The 25,654-nt window shown below is 65.5% G+C and carries 23 protein-coding genes; 10 read left to right on the top strand and 13 right to left on the bottom strand.

Features of this window, described 5'->3' with window-relative positions; genetic code table 11:
• Nucleotides 1–19 precede the first annotated feature (19 nt).
• The 3 genes from IED13_RS18905 (at nucleotide 20) to IED13_RS18895 (ending at nucleotide 4,524) form a co-directional block, all read left to right on the top strand.
• Nucleotides 20–2,515 (top strand): heavy metal translocating P-type ATPase, encoded by a 2,496-nt coding sequence (locus IED13_RS18905; RefSeq protein ID WP_248312666.1) that lies wholly within the window; start codon nucleotides 20–22, stop codon nucleotides 2,513–2,515.
• A gap of 1 nt (nucleotide 2,516) precedes the next feature.
• Nucleotides 2,517–2,927: a Cu(I)-responsive transcriptional regulator gene (gene cueR, locus IED13_RS18900; RefSeq protein WP_112762187.1), complete on the top strand. Its 411-nt coding sequence runs from the start codon at nucleotides 2,517–2,519 to the stop codon at nucleotides 2,925–2,927.
• Nucleotides 2,928–3,105: 178 nt separating this feature from the next.
• Nucleotides 3,106–4,524, top strand: a complete 1,419-nt coding sequence (locus IED13_RS18895) for a M20 family metallopeptidase (RefSeq protein WP_133564217.1) — start codon at nucleotides 3,106–3,108, stop codon at nucleotides 4,522–4,524.
• Between the two features lie 395 nt (nucleotides 4,525–4,919).
• Here IED13_RS18895 and IED13_RS18890 read toward each other — a convergent pair whose 3' ends face one another.
• From IED13_RS18890 to IED13_RS18865, 6 genes are all read right to left on the bottom strand, one after another.
• Nucleotides 4,920–5,165, bottom strand: a complete 246-nt coding sequence (locus IED13_RS18890) for a hypothetical protein (protein ID WP_038367450.1) — start codon at nucleotides 5,163–5,165, stop codon at nucleotides 4,920–4,922.
• A 74-nt stretch (nucleotides 5,166–5,239) separates the two neighbouring features.
• Nucleotides 5,240–6,100: an energy transducer TonB family protein gene (locus IED13_RS18885; protein ID WP_191125098.1), complete on the bottom strand. Its 861-nt coding sequence runs from the start codon at nucleotides 6,098–6,100 to the stop codon at nucleotides 5,240–5,242.
• Nucleotides 6,097–6,543, bottom strand: a complete 447-nt coding sequence (gene exbD, locus IED13_RS18880) for a TonB system transport protein ExbD (RefSeq protein WP_038367453.1) — start codon at nucleotides 6,541–6,543, stop codon at nucleotides 6,097–6,099. The genes IED13_RS18885 and exbD overlap by 4 nt, the downstream gene beginning before the upstream one ends.
• Nucleotides 6,544–6,546: 3 nt before the next feature.
• The gene (exbB, locus tag IED13_RS18875; protein ID WP_191125097.1) at nucleotides 6,547–7,584 is read right to left on the bottom strand and encodes a tonB-system energizer ExbB; all 1,038 of its coding nucleotides are present in this window, start codon (nucleotides 7,582–7,584) and stop codon (nucleotides 6,547–6,549) included.
• Between the two features lie 290 nt (nucleotides 7,585–7,874).
• Nucleotides 7,875–8,225 (bottom strand): winged helix-turn-helix domain-containing protein, encoded by a 351-nt coding sequence (locus IED13_RS18870; RefSeq protein ID WP_038367455.1) that lies wholly within the window; start codon nucleotides 8,223–8,225, stop codon nucleotides 7,875–7,877.
• A 9-nt stretch (nucleotides 8,226–8,234) separates the two neighbouring features.
• A complete protein-coding gene (locus IED13_RS18865; RefSeq protein WP_191125096.1) occupies nucleotides 8,235–8,753 on the bottom strand; it encodes a GAF domain-containing protein in 519 nt (172 codons plus the stop codon).
• Nucleotides 8,754–8,970: 217 nt separating this feature from the next.
• Here IED13_RS18865 and IED13_RS18860 point away from each other — a divergent pair, with 217 nt between their 5' ends.
• The 4 genes from IED13_RS18860 to IED13_RS18845 all read left to right on the top strand — a co-directional run bounded on the left by IED13_RS18860 (nucleotide 8,971) and on the right by IED13_RS18845 (nucleotide 11,942).
• The gene (locus tag IED13_RS18860) at nucleotides 8,971–9,387 is read left to right on the top strand and encodes an NUDIX hydrolase (protein ID WP_191125095.1); all 417 of its coding nucleotides are present in this window, start codon (nucleotides 8,971–8,973) and stop codon (nucleotides 9,385–9,387) included.
• Between the two features lie 15 nt (nucleotides 9,388–9,402).
• Nucleotides 9,403–10,194 carry a class I SAM-dependent methyltransferase gene (locus IED13_RS18855; RefSeq protein ID WP_191125094.1) on the top strand — a complete coding sequence of 264 codons (792 nt, stop codon included), beginning with the start codon at nucleotides 9,403–9,405 and terminating at the stop codon, nucleotides 10,192–10,194.
• A 64-nt stretch (nucleotides 10,195–10,258) separates the two neighbouring features.
• Nucleotides 10,259–11,419 carry a DNA topoisomerase IB gene (locus tag IED13_RS18850; RefSeq protein WP_210323677.1) on the top strand — a complete coding sequence of 387 codons (1,161 nt, stop codon included), beginning with the start codon at nucleotides 10,259–10,261 and terminating at the stop codon, nucleotides 11,417–11,419.
• A 223-nt stretch (nucleotides 11,420–11,642) separates the two neighbouring features.
• Nucleotides 11,643–11,942, top strand: a complete 300-nt coding sequence (locus IED13_RS18845) for a hypothetical protein (RefSeq protein WP_038367462.1) — start codon at nucleotides 11,643–11,645, stop codon at nucleotides 11,940–11,942.
• Nucleotides 11,943–11,992: 50 nt separating this feature from the next.
• On the opposite strand, the gene IED13_RS18840 is transcribed toward IED13_RS18845, so the two are convergent.
• From IED13_RS18840 to IED13_RS18815, 6 genes are all read right to left on the bottom strand, one after another.
• Complete coding sequence (locus IED13_RS18840; protein ID WP_191125092.1) at nucleotides 11,993–12,409, bottom strand: DUF1236 domain-containing protein; 417 nt, start codon at nucleotides 12,407–12,409, stop codon at nucleotides 11,993–11,995.
• A 177-nt stretch (nucleotides 12,410–12,586) separates the two neighbouring features.
• The gene (locus IED13_RS18835; protein WP_191125091.1) at nucleotides 12,587–12,745 is read right to left on the bottom strand and encodes a hypothetical protein; all 159 of its coding nucleotides are present in this window, start codon (nucleotides 12,743–12,745) and stop codon (nucleotides 12,587–12,589) included.
• A 183-nt stretch (nucleotides 12,746–12,928) separates the two neighbouring features.
• Nucleotides 12,929–13,480: a single-stranded DNA-binding protein gene (ssb, locus tag IED13_RS18830; RefSeq protein ID WP_113252390.1), complete on the bottom strand. Its 552-nt coding sequence runs from the start codon at nucleotides 13,478–13,480 to the stop codon at nucleotides 12,929–12,931.
• 216 nt (nucleotides 13,481–13,696) lie between these two features.
• A complete protein-coding gene (locus IED13_RS18825) occupies nucleotides 13,697–14,554 on the bottom strand; it encodes an ABC transporter permease (RefSeq protein WP_260368336.1) in 858 nt (285 codons plus the stop codon).
• Nucleotides 14,551–15,546 carry an ABC transporter substrate-binding protein gene (locus tag IED13_RS18820; protein ID WP_210323676.1) on the bottom strand — a complete coding sequence of 332 codons (996 nt, stop codon included), beginning with the start codon at nucleotides 15,544–15,546 and terminating at the stop codon, nucleotides 14,551–14,553. Before IED13_RS18820 ends, IED13_RS18825 begins: the two co-directional genes overlap by 4 nt.
• Before the next feature lie 246 nt (nucleotides 15,547–15,792).
• Nucleotides 15,793–16,359 carry a biotin transporter BioY gene (locus IED13_RS18815; protein ID WP_191125089.1) on the bottom strand — a complete coding sequence of 189 codons (567 nt, stop codon included), beginning with the start codon at nucleotides 16,357–16,359 and terminating at the stop codon, nucleotides 15,793–15,795.
• 216 nt (nucleotides 16,360–16,575) lie between these two features.
• On the opposite strand from IED13_RS18815, the gene IED13_RS18810 reads away from it, so the two are divergent.
• The 3 genes from IED13_RS18810 (at nucleotide 16,576) to uvrA (ending at nucleotide 22,938) form a co-directional block, all read left to right on the top strand.
• A complete protein-coding gene (locus tag IED13_RS18810; RefSeq protein ID WP_191125088.1) occupies nucleotides 16,576–17,754 on the top strand; it encodes a pyridoxal-phosphate-dependent aminotransferase family protein in 1,179 nt (392 codons plus the stop codon).
• Nucleotides 17,755–17,994: 240 nt separating this feature from the next.
• A complete protein-coding gene (locus IED13_RS18805; protein WP_038367479.1) occupies nucleotides 17,995–19,617 on the top strand; it encodes an ABC-F family ATP-binding cassette domain-containing protein in 1,623 nt (540 codons plus the stop codon).
• Between the two features lie 399 nt (nucleotides 19,618–20,016).
• Nucleotides 20,017–22,938 carry an excinuclease ABC subunit UvrA gene (uvrA, locus tag IED13_RS18800; protein ID WP_248312672.1) on the top strand — a complete coding sequence of 974 codons (2,922 nt, stop codon included), beginning with the start codon at nucleotides 20,017–20,019 and terminating at the stop codon, nucleotides 22,936–22,938.
• Between the two features lie 21 nt (nucleotides 22,939–22,959).
• Here uvrA and IED13_RS18795 read toward each other — a convergent pair whose 3' ends face one another.
• Complete coding sequence (locus IED13_RS18795) at nucleotides 22,960–25,425, bottom strand: HEAT repeat domain-containing protein (RefSeq protein WP_191125086.1); 2,466 nt, start codon at nucleotides 25,423–25,425, stop codon at nucleotides 22,960–22,962.
• Nucleotides 25,426–25,654 lie beyond the last annotated feature (229 nt).

The following is a 25,654-nucleotide window of genomic DNA, read 5'->3' as shown; positions in this document are numbered from 1 at the left end:
CACGATGAAGGAGACGGCGATGACGGTCATCGACAGGACGAAGGATGGGCTGGCGACGCTCGACATGGCCGTGGAGGGCATGTCCTGCGCGAGCTGCGTCGGCCGGGTCGAGCGCGCCATCGCGGCGGTGCCGGGCGTCGAGTCGGTCGCGGTCAATCTCGCGACCGAGCGCGCCCATGTGACCTTCGCCAAAGGCGGCGACGTGTTGAGGCAGGTCGAGGAGGCAGTGCGCCAAGCAGGCTACCAGCCGACCGAGCAGACGATTGACCTTTCCGTGAGCGGCATGACCTGCGCGTCCTGCGTCGGCCATGTCGAGAAGGCGTTACGGGCTGTGCCCGGCGTCGTCGGGGCCACCGTGAACCTCGCCACCGAACGCGCCAGCGTGAAGGCCGTGGCCGGCGGCGATCTTGGCCCCGAGCTGATCAAGGCGGTCGAGAAGGCCGGCTACGAGGCGAGCCCGGTGACGCCCGATGATGGGCATGCGGCCGGCCAGCACGACCATATGCAGATGCTGAAGGAGGAAGAACAGGCGCGGTTGCTGCGCTCGGTCATCCTCGCCGGCGTGCTGACGATCCCGCTGCTGGCGATCGAGATGGGCAGCCATATGGTTCCTGCCCTGCACCACTGGCTTGCCGGCAATTTCGGCGAGGGTAATCTGCGCATCTTCTCCTTCGTGCTCGCCACGATCGTGCTGTTCGGGCCGGGGTTGGTCTTCCTGCGCAAGGGCTTCCCAGCCCTGCTGCGGGCCGCTCCCGACATGAACACGCTGGTCATGCTCGGGGCCGGTGCTGCCTGGCTCTATTCGAGCGTCGCGACCTTCCTGCCCGGCCTGCTGCCGGCGGGAACGGCGCTGACCTATTTCGAATCGGGCGCCGTCATCGTGACGCTGATCCTGCTTGGCCGCTGGTTCGAGGCCCGCGCCAAGGGCCGGACCGGCGCGGCGATCCGCAGCCTGATCGCACTCCAGCCGAAGACCGCGCGCATCCTGCGCCAGGGCAGCGAGACCGATATCCCGGTCGACGAGGTCAAGCCGGGTGACACCGTGATCCTGCGGCCGGGCGAGCGTGTACCGGTCGATGGCGAGGTGCGGGACGGCACCTCCTTCGTCGACGAATCGATGATCACCGGCGAGCCTGCCCCGGTCCGCAAGGAAGCCGGCAGCCTCGTCACCGGCGGCACGGTCAATGGTTCGGGCGCGCTGAGCTTCACCGCCCGCAAGGTCGGCTCCGACACGCTGCTCGCCCAGATCGTGCGCACGGTGCAGGCGGCGCAGGGTGCCAAGCTGCCGATCCAGGCCGCGGTCGACCGCATTACGCTCTGGTTCGTGCCGGCGGTGATGGCGGTGGCGCTCGCGACCTTCCTGGTCTGGCTCGCCTTCGGCCCGAGCCCGGCCCTGTCCTATGCGCTGGTCAACGCGGTCGCGGTGCTCATCATCGCCTGCCCTTGCGCGATGGGACTGGCGACGCCGACCTCGATCATGGTCGGCACCGGGCGCGGCGCCGAGCTCGGCATCCTGTTCCGCCAGGGCGATGCCTTGCAGGCTCTCCGCGACGTGCAGGTCGTCGCCCTCGACAAGACGGGAACGCTGACCAAGGGCAAGCCCGAGCTGACCGATATCGAGCCGAATGAGACCTTCGAGGCGAACGAGATCCTGCGTCTGATCGCCTCGGCCGAGAACCGCTCCGAACACCCGCTGGCGCTGGCCATCGTCGCGGCGGCGAAGGCGCGTGGCCTTGCGCTGGCCGAGCCGGCCAACTTCGTCAGTGATGCCGGCTGTGGCGTCACGGCGACCGTCGAGGGCCGGCGCGTCGCCATCGGTGGCCACAGGCTGCTGGCGCAGATCGGCATCGACGTTTCGGCCTTCGCGGGCCGGGCCCAGGCACTGGCGGAAGCCGGCAAGACCCCGCTCTATGCGGCCGTCGATGGCAAGCTCGCCGCCGTCATCGCCGTCGCCGATGCGATCAAGGAGACCACGCCGGCCGCGATCGCAGCGCTGCACCAGCTCGGCCTCAAGGTCGCGATGGTGACCGGCGACGACAGCCGCACCGCCGCCGCCGTGGCCCGGCAGCTCGGCATCGATGAAATCCGCGCCGAGGTGCTGCCGACCGACAAGGCCGAGGTGGTGAAGGCCTTGCAGAAGGATGGCCGCAAGGTCGCCTTCGTCGGGGACGGCATCAACGATGCGCCTGCCCTCGCCCAGGCCGATGTCGGCATCGCCATCGGCACCGGGACAGACATCGCCATCGAAAGCGCCGATGTCGTGCTGATGTCGGGCGACGTCATGGGCGTGCCGCGCGCCATCGCGCTGTCGAAGGCGACGATCACGAATATCCGCCAGAATCTTGCCTGGGCCTTCGGCTACAACGCCATCCTGATTCCGGTGGCGGCCGGCCTGCTCTATCCGCTCTGGGGCGTCCTGCTCTCGCCGGTCTTCGCGGGGCTTGCCATGGCGCTGTCGAGCGTGAGCGTGCTGGCCAACGCATTGCGACTGCGGCGCTTCAAGGTGGAGGCATAGGATGAATATCGGCGAAGCCTCGGCCCGGTCCGGCGTCAGCGCCAAGATGATCCGCTATTACGAGAGCATCGGGCTGATCGAGGCGCCCTCGCGGACGGCGGCGCAGTACCGAGTCTATGCCGATGACGACGTGCATACGCTGCGCTTCGTCCGGCGGGCGCGCGATCTCGGCTTCTCGCTGGAGGAAACGCGCGAATTGCTGGCGCTCTGGCATGACCGCAGCCGCGCCAGCGCCGATGTGAAGAAGCTCGCCATGGCCCATATCCGCGACCTCGAGGCCAAGGCGGCCGAACTCCAGGCCATGGCCGACACGCTCCGGCATCTGGCGGCGCATTGCCATGGCGACCACCGGCCCGATTGCCCGATCCTCAGCGATTTCGCCGCGCAGCCTCTTCTCACCGAAAAGGCCTGAGACGCCGCTCCGCCATGCGCCGCGCTTCTGGACGCGGGCCGAGAGGCTTGCTCATATGCGGCCGCGAGGCATCGGGTCGGCGATCACAGCCGGTCTCCGACGGATCGATGCCTCCCAAGGGGATAGATCGCCATGGTGCGCCGCTGCGGCGCGCCGCGATCCGACAAGGCAATAGATCATGGACAATCGAAACGATCTCTGGCGTCACGTCGATGCGAACAAGGAGCGATTGATCGCTCTCTCCGACCGGGTCTGGGGCATGCCGGAGGTGTGCTACACCGAGAAGCGCTCCGTCGCCGAGCATGTCGCCGAGCTGAAGCATCAAGGCTTCCGCATCACCGAGAACGTCGCCGACATCCCGACCGCCGTGATCGGCGAGGCGGGCGAAGGCGGCCCGGTCATCGCCTTCCTCGGCGAGTACGACGCCCTGCCCGGCCTGTCGCAGGAGGCTGGCGTCGCCGAACACAAGGAGATTGAGACCGGTGGCCACGGCCATGGCTGCGGCCACAACCTGCTCGGCTCCGCCGCGATGCTCGCCGCCGTGGCCATGAAGGATTGGCTGGCCGAGAACAAGATTCCCGGCCGCGTCCGCTATTATGGCTGCCCGGCCGAGGAAGGCGGCGCGGCCAAGGCCTTCATGGTCCGCGCCGGCGCCTTCGACGACGCCGATGTCGCGATCAGCTGGCACCCGTCGAGCTTCTGGGAGGTCGCTCCGGCGCTCGCGCTCGCCAACACCCGCGCCGATTTCGTCTTCACCGGCCGCGCCTCGCATGCCGCCGCCGCGCCCCATCTCGGCCGTTCGGCGCTCGATGCCGTGGAACTCATGAATGTCGGCGTGAACTACATGCGCGAGCACATGCCGAGCGACGCGCGCGTGCATTACGCCCTGCTCGACACTGGCGGCATCGCGCCGAACGTGGTGCAGGCCCATGCCCGCGTGCGCTACTCGATCCGCGCCCGCGATCTGCGCGGCATGCTGGAGCTCGTCCAGCGCGTGAAGAAGATCGCCGAAGGCGCCGCGCTGATGACGGAAACCAAGATGGAGATGCGCATCGTCAGCGCCGTCTCCGACCTCGTCGCCAACACGCCGCTCGAAGAAGCCATGCACAAGGTGATGGAGGATCTCGGCCCGCCGCATTTCGACGATGCCGACAAGGCCTTCGCCGAGGAGATCCGCAAGACGCTCTCGCCGCAGGACATTGCCGCGATCTGGCGCACGGTCGGGATGCAGGACAGCGGCGCCCCGCTGGCCGACTTCCTCGTGCCGCGCGGCGCCAAGCGCAATCCGGCGATCGGCTCGACCGATATCGGCGATGTGAGCTGGGCCGTGCCGACCGTGCAGGCGCATGCGCCGACCGTCGCGATGGGCACGCCCTTCCACACCTGGCAGGTCGTGGCGCAGGGCAAGGCGCCGGCGGCGCACAAGGCCATGGTGCATGTCGCCAAGGCGATGGCGGCGACCGGCGCTGCCGTGCTGAGCGACCCGGCCCTGATGGAAGCGGCCAAGGCCGACCACAAGGCCCGGCTCGGCAAGGAAGGCTACACCTCGCCGCTGCCGCCCGAGGTCAAGCCGCCGCTGACGATGTCGCTGGGCTGACCCTTCCGCCTCGATAGGCCCGGCCATGGCGCGATGCCGCGGCCGGGCTGCTCGATCGGGCTTGCGCTTCGCCTGGGCGTTTCGCCTCGCAGATGCCGCATCGAGAGGCTCCTGAGCCGGTGCCGGCAAAATTGCCCACGAAACGGGCAATGCATTCGAGAAACCCGCTCAATACCCTGATTTCGCGGTGATATTTCTCAGGCGCAATTTAAGTCAGCTTTGCTTCCCTTTTACCCTTGCAGGCAAACGATTGCCGTCCTATCTAAGGTGCAGCGCAGCAGAGATGTTGCGTCGCCCTCCTTGGGCGTTTCCTCCCTAGACTTGGGCTGCGCTCACGCGCGGCCCTTTTTTCTTGCGGCCGATCCTCACGCCGGAACTGCCGAAACCGGCAAGGGCTACCAGCGCCGCCAATAATAGGGCGGGCCGCCGAAGCCTGAATCGAAGCGGTCGAACTGGTAGCGACGCTCCGCCGAGCGATCCAGATCGATCTGCAGCAGGCAGTTCGAGAAGCCTTCGCTGCCGGGTTTGAAGCCGTAGGAACGGCAACGCGCCTCGTCGGCCGCCCGCCGCTCCTCGAGCGTGACGCAGCCGCTGCAGGCCAGCGCCAGCAGAAGCCCGGCTGCGAGTTTCGGTGCGATCATGACCCATCTCCTGTCCGCGCCCGCGACGACCGATTAACCGCCGGAATCTCCGGCAGTTCAATCGCTGCAACGATCTATCGCGAAAACCTGATCGGCACGGACAGGGAAACCGAGCCGCCGCCGAGCCCGTCCGGCGGTGCCGGGACAGGGCTCGCCCGCCGGATCATCGCCACGGCCTCCTCGTCGAGCGCGGAATCGCCGGAGCCGCGCACGAGCCGCGCCGACAGCACCCGCCCGCCGCGGTCGATGCTGAAGGCGACCTGCGCGGTGCCGGGATTCGCCCCGTTCGGAAAGCGCTTGAAGCGGTTGAGATGGGCGATCAGCGTGCCACGCCAGCTTGCCGTCGCCGCCGGCGAGGCGGAGGACGCGCCTGATGCGGGGGCGGCAGTGCGCTGGGCAATCTGCGCCTGCGCGGTCGGGGCCGAGCTTTGCTCGGAGCGCGGCTTGTCCGGGTTTACCGGCTTGCGTCGCTGCACGACCTTGGGCTTCGGCGGCGGCTGCTTCTTCACCTCCTTCGGCGGAGGCGGCGGCTCCTGCTTCGGCGGCGGCGATAGCACGGCGGCGGCGTCCGGCAAGGGCGGAAGCTCGGGGATCTTGATGTCCGGTTCAGGCGCCGCGACGGGCGCCGGCTCCGGCGGCGGCTCGGGTTCCCTGGGTCGCTCGACCACAGGCTCGGGCGGCGGCGGTTCGGGCTCGGATTCGACCATCTCGGGTCCGGGCGCGATATCCTGCTGCGGCGTTTCCGGCGCAACCGCGAGCGGCGCGAGCTCGATCATCACGGCGGCGGGCTGAGCGCCGGCCGCGGCCTCGGCTGGCTGCCAGGTCGCGATCATCCAGCCGGCCGTGCCATGGGCGCCGGCGATGACCAGCGCCGCGACGCCCCAGCGCAGCGCGGCGGGCCAGAAACGTGTCTGCGGCGAGCGCCCGATGCTCATGGCTTGGCCGCCGCCGCGCCCTGCCCGGTATCCTCGAGGCCGACGAGCGCGATCTTCAGATAGCCCGCCTTGCGCAGGAGGTTCATCACCTCCATCAGCTCGCGATAGGCGACGGCACCGTCGGCGCGCAGGAAGACGCGCTGCTCGCGGTCATTCCCGGTGCGCTGGTCGAGCGTCGCCTGCAGCGCCTCGCGCGGCAGGGCGTCGTTGCCGAGCGCGAGCGACAGATCGCCCTTCACCGTCAGGAAGACCGGCGTGTCCGGCCGGGGCTGCGGCTGCGCGTTCGAGACCGGCAGGTCGACCGCGACATCGACCGTCGAAAGCGGCGCCGCCACCATGAAGATGATCAGCAGCACCAGAATGACATCGATGAAGGGCGTGACGTTGATGTCCGCGACTTCGCCGAGATCGCCGTCCTGCGGGTCCTTGAGCGAGACGGCCATGGCTCACTCCGCCCGGACACGCGGCATCGCGGCGGCGGCCGGCGGCACCGCCTGCAGGACCGAGCGCGCCGGCACGCTCGCAACCAGGCGCTGGCGCCGCTCGAGATCGCGCGAGAGATGGCGCAGGATCTCGCCCGAGGCGTCCGACAGCGTCGCGCGATAGCCGGTGATGGCGCGGGCGAAGACGTTGTAGATGATGACGGCCGGGATCGCCGCGACCAGGCCGATCGCGGTCGCCAGCAGCGCCTCGGCGATGCCCGGCGCGACCACGGCGAGATTGGTCGTCTTCGCCTGGCTGATGCCGATGAAGGAATTCATGATGCCCCAGACCGTGCCGAACAGGCCGACAAAGGGCGCCGTGGAGCCGATCGTCGCCAGGAGCCCGGTGCCGCGCGCCATGTTCCGGCCAGCGCGAGCCTCGATCCGCGACAGTGCGATGGCCGCCCGCTCCTTGATGCCGTCCTCGCCGAGATCGACCGAGCGGCGGGTCTCCTCCAGCGCAGCGGACAGCAGCGCCCCGACCGCGCCGCGCAGCTTGCCGTCCTTGCCCGAGATGGTTTCGGCCGCATCGCCGAGGCTGTCGGCGGCCTCGATCCGGCGGAGCGAACGCAGCGCGCCGGTCTTGGCGGCGGCGAGTTCCATCACCTTGGCGAGCCAGATCGTCCAGGTCACCAGCGAGGCGAAGGCGAGGCCGATCATCACCGCCTTCACGACGATGTCGGCCGCCATGAACATGCCCCAAGGCGACAGGTCGTGCGGCAGCGTCGCGGCAGCCTGAGGCGCCGGAGCGACGGGGAGGCTGGCGGGCGTATCGCCCGGTTGCAGCGGCGGATGCGCGGCGCTCGGCGGAGCGATCCCCATCTGCGAGGCCGCCGGTGGCAAGGGATTCGCCGGCGCTGCGGGCGGGGGAGCCGGCTGCATGGCCGGCGGAGAGGCCGGCTGCGCCGGAACCTGCGGAGCGCCCTGAATCTGGGCCAGCGCGGCAGAAGCGGGCAGCAACAGGCTCAGCGCCAGAAAAGCCGAACGAAGCAGTCTCGTCATGACCAGTCCTACATCCGCCGCGTGATCGCCACCCGGCCCCGCTCTCCCCGCCATCGGGGAGCGAGGATTGCTCTCGAACGACCCCGGCGCGTACCGGCCAAGCCAAGCGAAAGCGGCGAACCTCACATTGGAATAAATAAAAAAAGCACGCTTTATCAGCGAGTTGCGAGCAGAACGAGTGTTTGAATCACACCCTCCTGTCAAGGCTTGAACGGGCCGCCAGATGGCCGGGCTGCCTTTTTCGAATGGGTGTCGGGCGGCCGCGACCCGCCCCGTCGATGCGGCTCGCTTCAGCCCGTGGCGGACGGGTCGATTTCCGCCTGGATGGCCGCCAGATGCTCGGCTGCGGCTGCGGTCGCGGCCTGCTCCACCGCGCGAAACCGGCTCACCAGCACCTGGCCGAGGCTGGTCAGGCTGGCGCCGCCGCCATTCTTGCCGCCGACCTGGCGCTCCACCACCGGCTGGCCGAAAAGCGTGTTCAATTCCTCGACCAGCTCCCAGGCGCGCCGATAGGACATCGCCATGTCGCGCCCCGCGGCCGAGATCGAGCCCAGCGCCGCGATCTTCTCCAGCAATTCGATCTTGCCCGGGCCGATGCGGCCTTCGGGGTCAAGCTGGATGCGCAGGCTGAGCGAAGGCACGGCCCGGCCCTAGGAGGCCGCGGCCAGCGCGGGAGTCGCGACCTGAGCGCAAGCCGCCAGATAAATCGCCGCGACGCGCTCGATGCCGGCCTGATCGGCGGCGTCGAACCGGGCCACGGAGGGGCTGTCGAGATCGATCACCCCGATGACGCCGTCGGGCCCAATCAGCGGGACGACCAATTCGGAGCGCGACGCCGCGTCGCAGGCGATATGTCCCGGAAAGGCATGCACATCCTCGACCAGGACCGAGCTGCGCCGCGCCACGGCTGCGCCGCAAACGCCCGCGCCGACGGCGATGCGCACGCAGGCCGGCTTGCCCTGGAAGGGGCCGAGCACCAGCTCGCCGCCGCGCATCAGATAGAAGCCAGCCCAGTTGAGGCCAGGCATCGTCTGGAACAGCAGGGCGGCGGTGTTGGCGGCATTGGCGATCGGATCGGGTTCGCCATGCAGCAGGGCTTCGAGCTGCTGGGCCAGTTCGCGGTAGAACACGGTCTTGTCTTCGGTCTCGATGTCGCGCGCCTCGAACATGACCCTGCGCCTCCGGAATTTTCGCGATTCCCAGATCGCCACGCGTCCCGCGGATGCGGCAGCGGCGATCTATGCATTTGTTATCGCATCGGATTGTCCCGAAAAGTGGCGTCCACTTTTCGGGCGATGCTATAGCACCATCGGCCGGGCTTCGCCATGCGCGGCAAGCGAACCGCCCTCGCCCCGCCCGGCCGCAACCGAGAGTTCACCGCTCGCGATGCCCCACCCCAGCCGCCCCATCCGCATCGCCGCCGCATTGCTGACCGACAGCCGCAATCGCCTCCTGCTGGTCCGCAAGCGCGGCACGGAAAGCTTCATGCAGCCCGGAGGCAAGATCGAGCCGCGGGAGGAGCCGGGTGCGGCGCTGCTGCGCGAATTGCAGGAGGAATTGGGGCTGACGGAGCGCCGCGAAGCGCTGAGCTTTCTCGGCAGCTTCGCGGCGCCTGCGGCCAATGAGCCTGGCTTCACGGTGGAGGCCGAGATCTTCCGGCTCGTTTCCGACGAGACACCGCGGCCGGCGGCGGAAATCGCCGAGATCGCCTGGCTGATGCCGGGCGTCGCGGCGACTGTCACATTGGCGCCATTGACGCGCGACCATGTGCTGCCGCTCTGGTGTTCCGGCTCCGGTGATTGAGGTGACGAGATGGATATGAACGCGACCGCTGCGGCGCGCCATGCCGATGGCAGTGCCGGCGATGCCGATTACGGCCGAATCGGACGCGGCTACGCCTCCTATCGCCAGCCCGAGCCCGCCATCGCGGCGCAGATCGAGGCTGCGCTCGGCCCGGCCGGAACCATCCTCAATGTCGGCGCCGGCGCGGGCTCCTATGAACCGCGCGGCCGCGACGTCACCGCCGTCGAGCCCTCCGCCTCGATGCGGGCGCAGCGCCCGGCCGAGATCGCCGTTGCCATCGACGCGACGGCGGAGGCCTTGCCCTTCCCCGACCGGTCCTTCGACGCGGCCATGGCGACCTTCACGGTGCATCAATGGCAGGATCTCGATGCGGGCCTGCGCGAAGTGCGCCGGGTGACGCGCGGGCCGGTCGTCATCCTGTCCTGCGACCCCGCGCTGGTCGAAGCCTTCTGGCTCGCCGACTACGCGCCGAAGGTACTGGCGACCGAGGCGAGGCGCTATCCCGCCCTCGACCATATCGGCGCGGTGCTCGGCGGCCAGGTCGAAATCGTGCCGGTCGCGATCCCCCTCGCCTGCCGCGACGGCTTCAACGAAGCCTATTACGGCCGGCCGGAATGCTTTCTCGACGAGGGCGCACGCTCGGCCTGCTCGGCCTGGAGCTTTGTCGATCCAGCGGAAAACGCGGCCTCGGTGGAGCGGCTGCGTCGCGACCTCGAAACCGGCGCCTGGGATGCCCGCTACGGCGCCCTGCGCGGCCAGCCAAGCTTCGACGGCTCGCTGCGGCTGGTGATGTCGCGCCCGGCGTGAGGCGAGCCGATGCTATCGCGCGACGCGATCACATCGGCTCGCAAAGTGGAAGACGGCTTTCGGAATGGCTGCCGGCGAATTGGCAGGGCGAGGCCCGCCTGAAGGGACGGTGGATCTTTCCGGCGCAGAGCGAGACGGCTCCCATTCGGAACCATCTCCAGCCCCCGGGCATTGTCTCGCGACAATCCGTGAGTCCGCGCCCATGGCCGCTTCCCGACATGCCAAGCAACGCCCCGCCGTGAAACGCCTGCGGCGGGTCTCCTCGGACGAACTTGTCATCCGCCGCGTACGGCGCGGCCGCTTCTTCAGCTATCGAGATGCGAACGACAACAGGATCACGGATGAAGAGATCCTGGCTCGCATCCGTTCTCTCGCCATTCCCCCCGCTTACGAGGATGTCCGCATCGCGGACGATCCGGCAGCGCATCTTCAGGCGATCGGGCGTGACGAGGCGGGGCGCATCCAGCATCGCTATCATCCGGACTGGGAGAAGGTGCGAGAGCGTCGCAAGCTCAAGCGGCTGGCGTGCCTGATCGCGGCGCTCCCGAAGCTGCGAACCCGGATCGCCAAGGATTTGCGCTCACGACAGCTTGGCCATGACAAGGCGTTGGCCTGCGCCGCCGCCATCATGGACCGCTGCCATATCCGTGTGGGCAACGAGGCCTATGCCAAGGCCAATGGAAGCCGTGGCGCGTCGACCTTGCTGAAGCGACATGTCGACATCACCGGCCCGCGAATTGCGCTGCACTTCCGCGGCAAGAGCAGCAAGGATATCGCCTGCACCGTCGAGGCTCCAGCTCTCGCGCGTGCCATCGGGCGGATATCCGCCCTCCCAGGCGCGCGCCTGCTGCAATATCTGCGCGAGGACGGCAGCGTCGCGCCGATCAGCGCCGACGAGATCAACGCATATCTCAGGAGGGCTAGCGGGCAGCGGATCAGCAGCAAGGATCTGAGGATGCTCGCGGCCAATGCGGCTGCTGCCGAGCTGCTCCTTGCCGGTGAAGAGGCCATCAGCGAGATGGGCCGCAAGCGGCAGATCGCCGACATCATGCGCATAATTTCGGAGCGGCTCGTCAACACGCCAGCCGTCGTGCGGAAAAGCTATGTCCACGCCATCGTCATTGACGCCTATGCGAGCGGCCGCCTGCAGAGCAGCTACGCAAAGGTGCGCGCCTCGGCGCGTTGCTCTCGCATCGAGCGGGCCTTGGGCCAGCTCGCGGCCTGATGAAGGCACCCTGACATCTGCGTGCGATATCGCAGCCCGACCTGCGGTTCTCATGTCTCGTTGTGACGCCCACGAACATCACGGACCGGGTGATGCATGCGCAGAGGCACGAAGGCCGCGCTCGGCAGTCGGATGCGGTTGACATCTCCCAACGTCATCGGGACACTCTGGTTGTGGTGTCTCCTTCTTACCTTCCCCCTGATTCAGGGAGGCCGGTGTCGCCATGAAACCTACGGTAGATGCCTATACGGTCGCCCTCCCCTGGTACGAGCCGGAGGACTTCGCCGCGCTGTTGAAGCTCGCTCAAGATCGGGACGAGATGCCGACCGATTATGAGACGTGGCATCGCCAGGCCGTCGCTGTGATGAATGCGTGGCTGGCCCGTGGGCGAGCGCTCGAAATCGTCACCATTCGACCGCACGAGTTCGTCGCTTGGCTCGAGAGGGAAGGTCTTCCCAACACGGCCGAGACGAGGCGGCGGTATGTCGAGGAACAGGCTCGTCACTGCCACGATGTCGCCTGAAACAATAAAGCCCGGTCTCAAGGATGAGACCGGGCCATCGCCATCGCTCGCTATTCGATCACTTGGATAATTTTCCGCGTTCTCGGCTCAACGATGACGGTACGGTCATTCACGATCGTGTATCGATAGCCTTTGGCGGCCCCATATTCGGGCGGAACTTCCCGATAGGTCACGCCACGCTCGGGCAGAACAGCCCCGACCCGCACATCCTCGCGGTAGGTGTATGAAGGCACTTCGTGCTGGGTCACGTAGGTCTTGAAGCGGGGGGTGGCGTCGCCCGTGATGCCACCGACCACGGCGCCGCCGACTCCACCGACCACGGCACCGACCGGACCGCCAACAACAGCCCCGCCGACCGCACCAGCCGCGGCGCCGGCCGCGGCACCACCGCGAGCCCCTTCAGGGTTCTGCGCGAGCGCCGTCAAAGGAGCCAGCGTGACCGCAGCAGCAAGAATGATCTTTCTCATCGATCGATCTCCTGGTTGCCCCCAGTTGAGATCGCAAACCTCCCGGATCGCCGGCGGTTCCGCACGCTGCAAAAATGCCCCGGAAACTGCACATTATGGTCACGACCCCGCACATTGCGGGGGGAGCCAAGGGATCCTCAAGCCACCCGAACGCGATGCCGGAAGCCGTTGCCGGGGTCAGGACCAAATCGTGCGGAAATGGGCTTCCATGGTGCCGGCAGAGCCTCTTAAGACACGCAGGACATGAACCGCGTCGATCGTCGGATCGAACGCGACGATGCCGGCGCCATCGACGATGCGCGGGACGCGCTCGCCGGACGGAAGCCGGCTCCGCATGATCCGGTAAAGTGCAACGTCCTTATTTATACATCAGCCCCTTAGGAGCCCTTGGTTGACGAAACCAAAGACCCGCATAGCGCAACAAGGGGCCGGTTGCATTCCCCTCAACAAATTGGCCCGATTTCATCAATCGGACCAATTCGTTACGAGGACAGCTTGCAAGCCTGCAAGTACCGCAGTTTAGAACGGGATATCGTCGTCGAGATGGCTCGACGAGGAGCGTCCGCCGCCACCGCCGCCGCTCGACATGGCCGGCTGGCGCGAGCCGCCGCCGCTGCCGCCCATCGCGCTGGAGCGACCGAAGGAGCCGCCGCCACCGGAGCGCTCTTCCCCATAGCCGCCACCGCCGCCGCCTTCGCTATACTCCTCCGAGCCGCCCTGGCGGCTGTCGAGGATGGTGAGCTCGCCGCGGAAACGCTGCAGCACGATCTCGGTGGTGTATTTCTCGACGCCGGACTGGTCCTGCCATTTGCGGGTCTGGAGCTGGCCCTCGATGTAAATCTTCGAGCCCTTCTTCAGGTACTGCTCGGCGATCTTCGCCAGATTCTCGTTGAAGATCACCACCGAGTGCCACTCGGTGCGCTCCTTGCGCTCGCCGGACTGCTTGTCGCGCCAGGTTTCCGAGGTGGCGATCCGCAGATTGACGACAGGCTCGCCGCTGCCGAGGCGACGCACCTCCGGGTCGCGCCCGAGATTGCCGACCAGAATGACCTTGTTGACGCTACCAGCCATGACAGGCTCCATTTCCTGCGCACCAAGCGCCCGTCGAGGCCTTCCGGGTCTCGTCGGGAGCTCCAATCACATCCGGCCGATCGACCGGAGCCGAACCCTATCGGCCTGTTCACCCAATATCAATGATGTTCCCGTTTTGTTCAAGGGTCTCAAGCGAGGTTTTCCCCGGCTGATTCGTCGCTCCGCCGAAGTTCCGCAGCGGCCGGCCAGGCTCGGTCACGCAAGCGGACGCCGCGCGCCCAGAACCGCCTGCGCCATCCGGTCGAGCAGGATGGCGAGCACGACGATCGCCATGCCGCCGACGAAGCCGAGGCCGGGATCGGCGCGCTGCAGGCCGAGAAGGACGATCTCGCCCAGCCCCTTCGCGCCGATCATCGAGGCGACCACGACCATGGCGAGCGCCATCATGATCGCCTGGTTGAGCCCCTGCAGGATGGTCGGCCGCGCCAATGGCAATTCGACGAGCCAGAGCGTCTGGCGCGGGCCGAGGCCGAGCGCGCGGGCCGCCTGCACCAGCCCGGCGTCGATGCCGCGCAGGCCAAGCTCGGTCAGTCGCGCGAAGGGCGGCAAGGCGTAAATCAGCGTCGCCACCAGCGCCGGCGCCCGTCCGAGACCGAGCACCATCGCCACCGGGATCAGGTAGACGAAGCTCGGGATGGTCTGCATCAGGTCGTAGAAGGGCGCGAGCGCCCGCCCCAGCCGCGGCAGCCGCGCGGCGGCGATGCCGAGCGGCAGGCCGAGAATGGCGACCAGCAGCACCGCAACGACGACGAGCGCGAGCGACTGCATCGCCTCGTTCCAGACGCCCAGACCGGCGAGGACCAGCGGCAGAAGCGCCATCGCCAGCGCGAAGCCGAGCTTGCGGCCCGCGAGCCAGGCGCCGGCCGCGATGGCCAAGACGAAGACCGGCACCGGGACATGAAGGAGAGCCGTCTCGACACCGCGCACCGGGGCCGTCAGCAGCGCGCTGAAACCGTCGAGATCGTCGCCATAGCCGGTGACGACGGCATCGACCGCGCGGTTGACCAGCCTTTGCAGCGCCTTGCCGAATTCCGGCAGCCAGTCCGGAATCACAGGCCGGATGCGACCTTGGCGGCGATATCGGCCGGCAGCCACGCCTTCCAGACATCGGCTTTCGTCTTGAGGAAGACGAGCGCCTGCTGCTCCGGCGTCACGCCCTTCTCGCGCGCCTCGGCCAGCATCTTCGAGGTCAGGTCGCTGGTGGTGGTGTAGTTCTTCAGGAAGCTCGCGAGCTGCGGCGCCTTCTTCGCCAGATCGATATTGGCGCCGATGACGACCCGGCTCGTCGGATAGGCCGTCGCCTGCTTCGGCGCGTCGCTCGTCTTGAGCTCCTCCCAGATCTTGGGATCGAAGGGCGGCTCCTGAAGCTTGACGAGGTCATAGGCGCCGAGCAGCCAGCTCGGCCCCCAGTAATAGAACACGACCGGCCGCTTGCGCTTCAGCGAGGCCTCGATCGCGGCGACCAGCGCCTCGCCCGAACCGCCGCGCGTATTGGTGAAATCCTGCGCCAGCCCGTAGGCCGCGAGCTTCTTGGTGTTGATACCCTCGCAGACCCAGCCGGCGACGCAGTTGTAGAAGCGGCCCTTGCCGGGCTCGTCGGGGTCGGCGAAGAGATCCTTGTAGCGCTTGAGATCCTGGACCGATTTCAGCTCGGGGGCCTTCGCATCCGGACCGGAGACCAGATAGCGCGGCACGAACCAGCCCTCGCTCGCATCGGGGAAGGTCGTGCCCAGCGGCTCGACCTTGCCGGCCGCGGCCTCCTTCACCCAGGCCTCGACCGGGTTCGCCAGCCAGATCTCCATGACGATATCGACATCGCCGCGCCCCATGCCGTTGACCAGCGGCGCGATGGCGCCCGGCACGCGCTCGACCTTGCAGCCGAAGCCCTTCTCCGCGATGGCGCTGGCGACGGCGGTGTGGAAGGCAGCGGAGTCGTAGTCGAGCCCGGCGATCTTCAGCGGCCGGTCGAGCTCGCAGGCGAGGACGGGAGCGGCCAGGCCGAGGCCGAGCATCAGGGCTGCGCCTCGCAATAGGGCTTTCATCATCGCATTCCCCCGCTGGCTGTGACCCCGATCGTGCACCTGACGATCGGTCATGTCCACGAAGCGCGGAAGTCCGCAAAAAGTTCCACCACAGGGCGAACGGGGACCCGGCTCCGCGCCGTCAGCATCGCGCAGGATGGCGGGCGAAGCCAGTTCCGGTCCTGTCAGCGTCTGTCAGGACCGGAGGAGGCCGTCATTCCGGGGCAGGCCCGGAATGACGGCGCAGTTCTTGTTGAACGAAGCGCTCGCTCAGCCGCGCGGCGCGAAGGCCTTCAGCGTCGCGGCCGCCAGGGCGGATTTCAGGATCGCGCCGAGCAGGAAGGGCGTCGCGCCGACCGCGATGGCCTTTTCCAGGCCGATGAAGGTCGCGAGCCAGGCTGTGCCCAGCACGAGGCAGAGCGCGTTGCCGGCGAGCATGGAGAGCGTCGCGAGGCCGATCCGGCGGCCGTTCCAGCCGCGCTGGGCGAGGAAGCCCGTCAAAGCCGCGGCGAAGGGGAAGGCCAGCAGATAGCCGCCGGTCGGACCGGCGACATAGGCGGCACCGCCGAGCGCGCCCGCGAAGACCGGCAGGCCCGCCACGCCTTCGAGCAGCCAGGCGATCACCGTGACGGCGCCGAGGCGCCAGCCATAGAGCGCGCCGATCAGCGTGACGGCGAAGGTCTGCATCGTCATCGGCACCGGCACCATCGGCACCTTGATCTGCGAGGAGAGCGCCAGCAGCAGCGTGCCGACGAGCACAGCGGCCGTCCGCCAGGCGAGCGAGCGGCTTTCCAGGCGCAGCGGGCTGAACGGGCGAGCGAGAACGAGATCGGTCATGGTTGCTCCGTAAGCATGATCGGCGCCGCGTCGCCGCGACTCCGGTGCCGCCTTGTGAGCGCTTTCCCGCGCCGGATGCAAGGCCCGACCGCGAAAGCCGTGCGCCCCGCATCATGCGCCGCGGGAGGGCGCGCAATGCCGCGCAGCCGCTTGCGCGCGACGCCGATATATCGGATTGGCTGCGGAAGTCCGCTTTTCCCAGCCCGAGGATCTCCGATGACCCTGGCCAATGGCCGGCCGCTGCTCGCTATGCCCGGCCCGACCAATATCCCCGACCGCGTGCTGCAGGCGATGATGCGCCCGGCCGAGGAACTGAGCTCGGCCAGCATCGTCAGGCTGACGGATTCGGTGCTGGCCGATCTCAAGCGCATCTTCCGCACCGGCGGCGAGACCTTCGTCTATGCCGCCAACGGCCATGGCGGCTGGGAGGCAGCCTTCACCAATGTGCTGTCGCGCGGCGACAAGGTGCTGGTGCTGGAGAGCGGGCGCTTCGCGACCGGCTGGGGCGAGATGGCGCGGTTCATGGGCGCCGATGTCGAGATGCTGGCGGGAAGCTGGCGTCGCGCGGTCGATCCCACCACCGTCGAGGCCCGGCTGCGCGCCGATACGGCCCACGCGATCAAGGCGGTGATGGTGGTGCAGATCGACACCGCCGCCGGCGTCGTCAACGACATCCCGGCGATCCGCCGGGCGATCGATGCCGCCGGGCACCCTGCCCTCTTCATGGTCGATGGCGTCGCCTCGGTCGGCTGCATGGAATTCGAGATGGACGCCTGGCGGATCGACGTCGCCGTCTCCGCCTCGCAGAAGGGGCTGATGTCCTCGCCCGGCCTGGCCTTCGTCGCGGCCAATGAAAAGGCGCTGGCGGCCCATGCCCGCGCCGACATGCGCAGCGGCTACTGGGACTGGAGCGGCCGCATGAACACGCTGGCCTATATGAAACATTGCGGCACCGCGCCGGAGCATCTGCTCTTCGGCCAGCGCGCCGCGCTCGACATGATCTTCGAGGAAGGGCTGGAGGCGATCTGGCGTCGCCATGCCGCGCTGGCGAAGGCGACGCATGCGGCGGTCGAAACCTGGGCCAGCGGCCAGGCGCTGGGCTTCGGCGTTGCCGAGCCGCAGGAGCGCGCGCCCTCGGTGACGACGATCCTGACGCCCGGCTTCGACGTCGCCGAGATCACCGATTTCACCCGCGACATCTGCGGCGTCTCGCTCGGGCTCGGCATCGGCGACTATAGCGGCAAGGCCTTCCGCATCGCCCATATGGGCCATTTCAACGCAGCCAGCCTGCTGGGCACGCTCGGCGCCGTCGAGATGGCCTTGCAGGCCAAGGACATCCCGCACGGCACCGGCGGTGTCGCGGCGGCGGTGGCCAGCCTCGCGGAAGCGGCCTGAGGCGACCGACGCCCGCCGAACGCTCCCACGCCCTTCCACAGCCGTCATGCTCGCCCTTGTGGCGAGCATCCACGTCTTGAACGCGACACTCGACCAGAGAAGATGTGGATGGTCGGGACAAGCCCGACCATGACGCGGCAAGCCTTCCATTCATAGGCCTCAGGTTCGAGCTTGGAGCCTGTCCCGAAATGACCGGCAAATTCATCCCGGTCGAACAATTGCAGCAGCTCGCAGTACCCCATGATCCGGCTCGAAAACATCAGCAAGCAGAACGGCAAGCAGATCGTCTTCATCGAGGCCTCCGCGGCCTTGCAGAAGGGCGAGAAGATCGGCCTCGTCGGCCCCAACGGCGCCGGCAAGACCACGCTGTTCCGCCTGATCACCGGCGAGGAAGCGCCCGATGAGGGCCAGGTCTCGATCGATCGCGGCATCACCATCGGCTATTTCAGCCAGGATGTCGGCGAGATGGCCGGCATGAGCGTCGTCTCGGCCGTGATGGACGGCGCCGGCCCGGTTTCGAGCGTCGCAGCCGAGCTCGCCGCGCTGGAAGCCGCCATGGCCGATCCCGACCGCGCCGACGAGATGGAGGAAATCGTCCTGCGTTATGGCGAGGTGCAGGGCCGCTTCGAGGAGCTCGACGGCTATGCGCTCGATGGCCGCGCCCGCGAGGTCCTCGACGGCCTCGGCTTCAGCCCGGCGATGGTCGAGGGCGATGTCGGCGCGCTCTCCGGCGGCTGGAAGATGCGCGTCGCGCTCGCCCGCATCCTGCTGATGGCCCCGGACGCCATGCTGCTCGACGAGCCGTCGAACCATCTCGACATCGAGAGCCTGATCTGGCTGGAGGAGTTCCTCAAGGGCTATGAGGGCGCGCTCCTCATGACCTCGCATGACCGCTCCTTCATGAACCGCATCGTCGGCAAGATCGTCGAGATCGACGGCGGTTCGCTCACCACCTATTCCGGCGATTACGAATTCTATCAGCAGCAGCGCGCGCTCTCGGAGAAGCAGCAGCAGGCGCAATTCGAGCGCCAGCAGGCGATGCTGGCCAAGGAGATCGCCTTCATCGAGCGCTTCAAGGCCCGCGCCTCCCATGCCGCGCAGGTGCAGAGCCGGGTGAAGAAGCTCGACAAGATCGAGCGCGTCGAGCCGCCGAAGCGCCGCCAGACCGTGAAATTCGAGTTCCAGCCGGCGCCGCGCTCCGGCGACGATGTCGCGGGCCTGAAGGGCGTCGCCAAGCGCTATGGCGAGAAGGTCATCTATGACGGCTTCGACTTCCAGATCCGCCGGCGCGAGCGCTGGTGCGTCATGGGTGTCAACGGCGCCGGCAAGTCGACGCTGCTGAAGCTCGTCACCGGCACCTCCGAGCCTGATAGCGGGATCGTCACCCTCGGCGCCGGGGTCAAGCTCGGCTATTTCGCCCAGCATTCGATGGAGCTGCTCGACGGCGAGCGCACCGTGTTCGAGACGCTGGAGGATGCCTTCCCGCAGGCCAATCAGGGCTCGCTGCGGGCGCTGGCCGGCTGCTTCGGCTTCTCGGGCGACGATGTCGAGAAGCGCTGCCGCGTGCTCTCCGGCGGCGAGAAGGCGCGCCTCGTCATGGCGCTGATGCTCTACGACCCGCCGAATTTCCTCGTGCTGGACGAGCCCACCAACCATCTCGATATCGCCACCAAGGAGATGCTGATCGAGGCGCTCGCGGCCTTCGAGGGCACGATGCTGTTCGTCAGCCACGACCGGCATTTCCTCGCGGCCCTGTCGAACCGCGTGCTGGAACTGACGCCGGAGGGCGTCCACGCCTATGGCGGCGGCTACACCGAATATGTCGCGCGGACCGGACAGGAGGCGCCGGGCCTGCGGCACTGAGGTGCTGCTGGCCGCGCTTTACCCTCAGCCCTCATCCTGAGGAGGCCTGAAAGGCCGTCTCAAAGGATGTTCCAGGAGGCGCCTGAGATAACTGGAGCATCCTTCGAGACGCCGCTGACGCGGCTCCTCAGGATGAGGGCTCACATTTCCGGCCAGGCATTCAGGGATGAGGGCTTGTGAAGGTCGTGGCCGAAGAGCTGCGTTCCTGCCATCCCCTGTCAGCATCGCTCTTGGCTGCCTCCCGTCCGGGCCGTCCCGCATGCTAAACATTCCCGCTGCCCGGAGGACCGGGCTGGTATGGCGCGACAATTGCCCTATCTCTAGGCCTTCTCCGAGACGGACGCCCCGATGGCCCGCAAGACCGAAACCGCCGCCGCCCAGGCTGCTGCGCTGGAAGACATGTTCGACCGCAACCGCGCGGCCGATCCGAACAGCCGCGCCATCACCGTGCGCGGGGCGCGCGAGCACAATCTGAAGAATGTCGATCTCGCCATCCCGCGCGACAAGCTCGTGGTCTTCACCGGCCTCTCCGGCTCGGGCAAGTCCTCGCTCGCCTTCGACACGATCTATGCGGAGGGCCAGCGCCGCTATGTCGAGTCGCTCTCGGCCTATGCCCGCCAGTTCCTCGAGATGATGCAGAAGCCCGATGTCGACCAGATCGACGGGCTCTCGCCCGCGATCTCGATCGAGCAGAAGACGACCTCGAAGAATCCGCGCTCGACCGTCGGCACCGTCACTGAAATCCACGACTACATGCGCCTGCTCTGGGCGCGCGCCGGCATCCCCTATTCGCCCGCGACCGGCCTGCCGATCGAGAGCCAGACCGTCCAGCAGATGGTCGACCGCATGACCGAATTGCCGGAAAAGACGCGCGGCTATCTGCTCGCGCCGGTGGTGCGCGGCCGCAAGGGCGAGTTCAAGAAGGAGATGGCCGACTGGCTGAAGCGTGGCTTCCAGCGCGTCAAGGTCAATGGCGAGTTCTACGAGATCCCGGACGCGCCGGCGCTGGACAAGAAGTTCAAGCACGACATCGACGTCGTCGTGGACCGGATCGTGATCCGGCCCGATCTGGGCGCGCGCCTCGCGGATTCGCTGGAGCAGGCGCTGGAGCTGACCGATGGCATCGCGGTCTTCGAATATGCCGACGAGAAGGAGGAGAACGGCGAGGCGAAGCGCGTCACCTTCTCCTCGAAATTCGCCTGCCCGGTCTCCGGCTTCACCATTCCCGAGATCGAGCCGCGGCTGTTCTCGTTCAACAACCCGTTCGGCGCCTGCCCGGTCTGCGACGGCCTCGGCCACGAGATGCGGATCGACCCGGACATGATCGTCCCCGACCATTCGCTCACCCTGAAGAAGGGCGCGATCGCGCCCTGGGCCAAGTCGACCTCGCCCTATTACGGCCAGACGCTGGAATCGCTGGCGAAGCATTTCGGCTTCTCGATGACCAAGCCCTGGTCCGAATTGCCGGAGAGCGCGCGGAAGGCGATCCTGTTCGGCACGGGCACCGAGCCCGTCCGCATGGCCTATAATGACGGCCTGCGCAGCTACGAGGTGAAGAAGCCCTTCGAGGGCGTCATCACCAATATGGAGCGGCGCTGGAAGGAGACGGAGTCGGACTGGGCGCGCGAGGAAATCGGCCGCTTCATGTCCGAGACGCCCTGCGCCGCCTGCAACGGCTATCGCCTGAAGCCCGAGGCGCTGGCGGTGAAGATCGACGGCCGCCATATCGGCGAGGTCTCGAAGCTCTCGGTCAAGGACGCGCTGGACTGGGTCACCGCCCTGCCCGCCCGGCTCTCGAAGAAGCAGAACGAGATCGCCCCGCGCATCCTCAAGGAAATCCGCGACCGGCTGACCTTCCTGCTCGATGTCGGGCTGGAATATCTGACGCTCGCCCGCGCCTCCGGCACGCTCTCGGGCGGCGAGAGCCAGCGCATTCGGCTGGCGTCACAGATCGGCTCGGGCCTCACCGGCGTGCTCTATGTGCTGGACGAGCCCTCGATCGGCCTGCACCAGCGCGACAACGAGCGCCTGCTCGGAACCCTTCGCAGGCTGCGCGACCTCGGCAACACCGTGATCGTGGTCGAGCATGACGAGGACGCGATCCTGACGGCCGATTACGTCGTCGATGTCGGCCCCGGCGCCGGCATCCATGGCGGCGAGATCGTTGCCAAGGGCACGCCGCAGGACATTCTCGACGACCCCAATTCGCTCACCGGCAAATACCTCACCGGCGAGATGTCGGTCGCGGTGCCGGCCAAGCGCCGCAAGGCCACGAAGGGCCGCAGCCTCAAGATCGTCGGCGCGCGCGGCAACAACCTGCGCAATGTCGATGTCGAGATCCCGCTGGGGATGTTCACCTGCATCACCGGCGTCTCCGGCGGCGGCAAGTCGACGCTGGTGATCGACACGCTCTACAAGGCGGTGGCGCGCAAGCTGAACGGCGCGATCGACCACCCGGCCCCGCATGACCGGATCGAGGGCATCGAGCATCTCGACAAGGTGATCGACATCGACCAGTCGCCGATCGGCCGCACGCCGCGCTCGAACCCGGCGACCTATACCGGCGCCTTCACGCCGATCCGCGAATGGTTCGCCGGCCTGCCGGAGGCGAAGGCGCGCGGCTATCAGGCCGGGCGCTTCTCCTTCAACGTCAAGGGCGGCCGCTGCGAAGCCTGCCAGGGCGACGGCGTCATCAAGATCGAGATGCACTTCCTGCCGGATGTCTACGTCACCTGCGACGTCTGCAAGGGCAAGCGCTACGACCGCGAAACCCTCGAGGTGAAATACCGCGACAAGTCGATCGCCGACGTGCTCGACATGTCGGTCGAGGAGGCGAAGGGCCTGTTCAAGGCGGTGCCCTCGATCCGCGACAAGATGGAGACGCTGGCGCGCGTCGGGCTGGACTATGTCAAGGTCGGCCAGCAGGCGACGACGCTTTCGGGCGGCGAGGCGCAGCGCGTCAAGCTCTCCAAGGAACTGTCGAAGCGCGCCACCGGCCGCACGCTCTACATCCTCGACGAGCCGACGACCGGCCTGCATTTCCACGACGTCGCCAAGCTCATGGAGGTGCTGCACGAGCTGGTCGACCAGGGCAATTCGGTCGTGGTGATCGAGCACAATCTCGAGGTGGTGAAGACCGCCGACTGGGTGATCGACATGGGCCCCGAAGGCGGCGACGGCGGCGGCCAGGTGGTGGCCGAAGGCACGCCGGAGGACATCGTCCGCATCGGCAAGGGCCACACCGCGCGCTTCCTCAAGGAAGTGCTGGAGCGGCGGCCGATCAAGAAGGGGAAGACGGTCGCGAGGCAGGCGGCGGAGTAGAAATGAAGACCGGCTATATGGTCACGCCTGCCAGCCATTCAATTTTTCATCTTGAAGAGCGTTGTCGCACGCCAACGTAAGCCAGCTCCTATTTAAAGAAATCCCCAGATCAAGCCAGTAAACGACGTTATAATACCGATAAGATTCCTTCTTCAGGTATTTTTCAATCAAATTGCTCAATCTTCCTTTAGAAAGCGACCTTATTGCTTTAATGCACGCATGTTTGCGCACGCGTATAGATTCATCGTTTAGAAGAGACTCAATATCTTCATCACGTAAAGATGAGAATTGGGTCTTTGAAGACGAATCGATAATACTCGAGCGGATGTCAGCATGAAGCTCTTTTAATAATAGCTCCTTAAGTCGACCCGCTCCGATGCGATATATCGCTTTCCCAATTTTATCGTAGTCAATGCGCACTCGCCCCATCGAAAGTAGCGACAGCGATCGATCGCTTCCATCTCTGCTAATCGAGGCGATTATGCGCTCTATATCTTCCCACTCGCCCCATTTATCGAAATATTCTACATCAACTTCACTGAATTCGATGTCATTTTTATCCATTTCGGCTCTTATAAATGCGATATCGGATCGAATTTTTCGTCTTGAGAGAGTATCGAGCGCCTGACGCGTGAAGCGCCGCTGCATCTCCATTCGAGAATCGGATACGGCAGCAGCGCCTATTGAGCCGGCACCATTTATTTTAACAGCCCGCTCAATGAGGTCATTTACAAAGTCATAGAAACGATTGCCGATGTTAAGCTTTAAAGTATCACTGCGCTCAGACCAACTGCGTTGCACCCAGTTGAGATAAGCGGCGCACTCCTTTTGTCGAGGCGAACTAACCTCTTCCATGAGCTGAGCAGCGCTCATCTCATGGAGGAGGTCATTCCGAAAGCGCTCAAAAACCCTTTCCCCTTCCTCGTCCTGACGTTGCCGGCGGGTGAAGATAGCACCGAACGGGATTCGCGGTTTAATCAGGGCCTTCCGAGCATCACTTTCCGAAAAGGCAATTCCGTGGCTCCGAAGAGCCATTATCGCCTCGTAGCGCGTCTCTGCATCATCGTCTGACAATAGGCGCTCTGCGGCCTCAGCAGGCAACAACCCACGTCTTCGTAGAATAATTGACGAAATACGCCGAACACCTGAACTAGAATGCGAAAGCCCTTCCAGCAAGCCCGCATCTGATAGGATATCAGATTTTTCTAAGAACTCTCCAAGGAAAGTATAGCTGATATCTTCATTTTTTATACGCAAAATCGCTTTTAGTGCGTAATCAAAGCCATATCTCACACTAATAGAAATATAACATCGGATCGCCTCAGATCGTGTTTTATAGCTAGATCTAGACACCTCGGCTTCAACCCGAACTAAGTCGCTTTTTACGCCGCATCGCGCCAGATATCTAAGCGCCTCCACCTTAACATCGTCCGATGATTTATCAGAAAGCCAGCTAGAAACAGTCTTCTCTCGCTCGTCATCTGGAATCGAAAAGGAAACAGCGCACATAGCATAAATTGCGTTCGCGCGCTCCGACTTTGGCCCCGAACGAGACCATAGCGGAAGTGTCTCAATACGAAAACTTTTACTTACCCAATGCCATAACGGCACATTCTCTAATTTTAAGTTTGACAACCCGCACTGCATTAGAGCGAAAATTTCATTTCGACCTAATTTCAGTAGATCTTTATTTGCGAATATTATATTCGCATCGTGAACACCTAGATTTAGCTCATCATTGCCTTGTCGATGCTGGGAAATCGCGATCAGGCGGAAGCGAGCGACCTCCAGCGTTGATAATGTAACCGCAGATAACGCCGGATCGGAAATTGCCTGAAGGAATTCGGTCTCCTCAGGAAGAAAACGGCTAGAATCCCCAAGCGCTGTGAGTGCAGGCAAATCCGCCTTAGGCTCGACCACTACCTCAGAGAGCGCCCTAAATGCAGACGCCTCACTCTCGCGCAGCTTCTGCACATACCTAGTGATGCACCGCAGGATCTTACTCTGAAATTCGGACTCTCCTTCAAAATTCTCAAAATAAATTGTTTTACCGCGTATAATTTCCTCTTTGAAAGATATAACCTTTTTTAAGTCTTCTCCAGGATCCGCTAAGAATTCTGTGCCTACGACTTTAAAATACAAGCTAATTTCCGGCTTCCCGGATCTTTCTCGACTCTCCACAGAGGTCCGAAATTCTTCTTCAAATCCCGATGTGTAGACGCCGCCCATATCTGGCTGTGTCCCCCACTTCTTCCACATCATCCCAATTACAAGCTCGCACTGAGCCAAATCGAGATTTATCGTGGATTGCGGACGACCATAACTCGCAACCGTCTCCTCCCAACCAATCAGATCAACTTGATAACCGAGATTATCGGCCCAAAGGTTGTTGAATTCATCAACTACATCTTTTGCCAATTTTCTTTCAACCTGAAGATCTCCAGGCGAAGCCAAAAAGACTTTTACGATCCGGCGTTGATTGCTCATATCCTATCTATAGCCAAGCCCAGGCTCGTTTCCATAGCCTTTGCAATCGCTTCGCTGGCAGTCCACACCGATTGTGTCACCAGATGAGAGCAGGGTAGCGCAGGAAGTAGAGCCCGAACTGCGTACCCTTCACTTGCGCCATGCGCTTTCGTCAATCTTTACGGGAAACAATCGGCGCGGCTGTATTCGAAACTTATCCCCGCCCCTCATCACCCGCCCTATCCTGCCC

The sequence above is a fragment of the Allobosea spartocytisi genome, assembly GCF_014764685.1.
GTDB classification, from domain to species: Bacteria; Pseudomonadota; Alphaproteobacteria; order Rhizobiales; family Beijerinckiaceae; genus Allobosea; species Allobosea spartocytisi.
The sequence above is the reverse complement of the archived record's forward strand: the minus strand, read 5'-3'. Positions and strand labels throughout refer to the sequence as shown.

Excerpts from the sequence above, each read along its gene's own strand:
- IED13_RS18805 (WP_038367479.1), top strand. The coding sequence starts at position 17,995 with ATGATCCGGCTCGAAAACATCAGCAAGCAGAACGGCAAGCAGATCGTC.
- IED13_RS18795 (WP_191125086.1), bottom strand. The coding sequence starts at position 25,425 with ATGAGCAATCAACGCCGGATCGTAAAAGTCTTTTTGGCTTCGCCTGGA.
- IED13_RS18905 (WP_248312666.1), top strand. The coding sequence starts at position 20 with ATGACGGTCATCGACAGGACGAAGGATGGGCTGGCGACGCTCGACATG.
- IED13_RS18865 (WP_191125096.1), bottom strand. The coding sequence starts at position 8,753 with ATGTTCGAGGCGCGCGACATCGAGACCGAAGACAAGACCGTGTTCTAC.
- IED13_RS18820 (WP_210323676.1), bottom strand. The coding sequence starts at position 15,546 with ATGATGAAAGCCCTATTGCGAGGCGCAGCCCTGATGCTCGGCCTCGGC.
- IED13_RS18860 (WP_191125095.1), top strand. The coding sequence starts at position 8,971 with ATGCCCCACCCCAGCCGCCCCATCCGCATCGCCGCCGCATTGCTGACC.
- IED13_RS18885 (WP_191125098.1), bottom strand. The coding sequence starts at position 6,100 with ATGAGCATCGGGCGCTCGCCGCAGACACGTTTCTGGCCCGCCGCGCTG.
- IED13_RS18835 (WP_191125091.1), bottom strand. The coding sequence starts at position 12,745 with ATGCGGAGCCGGCTTCCGTCCGGCGAGCGCGTCCCGCGCATCGTCGAT.
- IED13_RS18855 (WP_191125094.1), top strand. The coding sequence starts at position 9,403 with ATGAACGCGACCGCTGCGGCGCGCCATGCCGATGGCAGTGCCGGCGAT.
- exbB (WP_191125097.1), bottom strand. The coding sequence starts at position 7,584 with ATGACGAGACTGCTTCGTTCGGCTTTTCTGGCGCTGAGCCTGTTGCTG.
- IED13_RS18845 (WP_038367462.1), top strand. The coding sequence starts at position 11,643 with ATGAAACCTACGGTAGATGCCTATACGGTCGCCCTCCCCTGGTACGAG.
- IED13_RS18895 (WP_133564217.1), top strand. The coding sequence starts at position 3,106 with ATGGACAATCGAAACGATCTCTGGCGTCACGTCGATGCGAACAAGGAG.
- exbD (WP_038367453.1), bottom strand. The coding sequence starts at position 6,543 with ATGGCCGTCTCGCTCAAGGACCCGCAGGACGGCGATCTCGGCGAAGTC.
- IED13_RS18840 (WP_191125092.1), bottom strand. The coding sequence starts at position 12,409 with ATGAGAAAGATCATTCTTGCTGCTGCGGTCACGCTGGCTCCTTTGACG.
- ssb (WP_113252390.1), bottom strand. The coding sequence starts at position 13,480 with ATGGCTGGTAGCGTCAACAAGGTCATTCTGGTCGGCAATCTCGGGCGC.
- uvrA (WP_248312672.1), top strand. The coding sequence starts at position 20,017 with ATGTTCGACCGCAACCGCGCGGCCGATCCGAACAGCCGCGCCATCACC.
- IED13_RS18810 (WP_191125088.1), top strand. The coding sequence starts at position 16,576 with ATGACCCTGGCCAATGGCCGGCCGCTGCTCGCTATGCCCGGCCCGACC.
- IED13_RS18890 (WP_038367450.1), bottom strand. The coding sequence starts at position 5,165 with ATGATCGCACCGAAACTCGCAGCCGGGCTTCTGCTGGCGCTGGCCTGC.
- cueR (WP_112762187.1), top strand. The coding sequence starts at position 2,517 with ATGAATATCGGCGAAGCCTCGGCCCGGTCCGGCGTCAGCGCCAAGATG.
- IED13_RS18815 (WP_191125089.1), bottom strand. The coding sequence starts at position 16,359 with ATGACCGATCTCGTTCTCGCTCGCCCGTTCAGCCCGCTGCGCCTGGAA.
- IED13_RS18850 (WP_210323677.1), top strand. The coding sequence starts at position 10,259 with ATGGCTGCCGGCGAATTGGCAGGGCGAGGCCCGCCTGAAGGGACGGTG.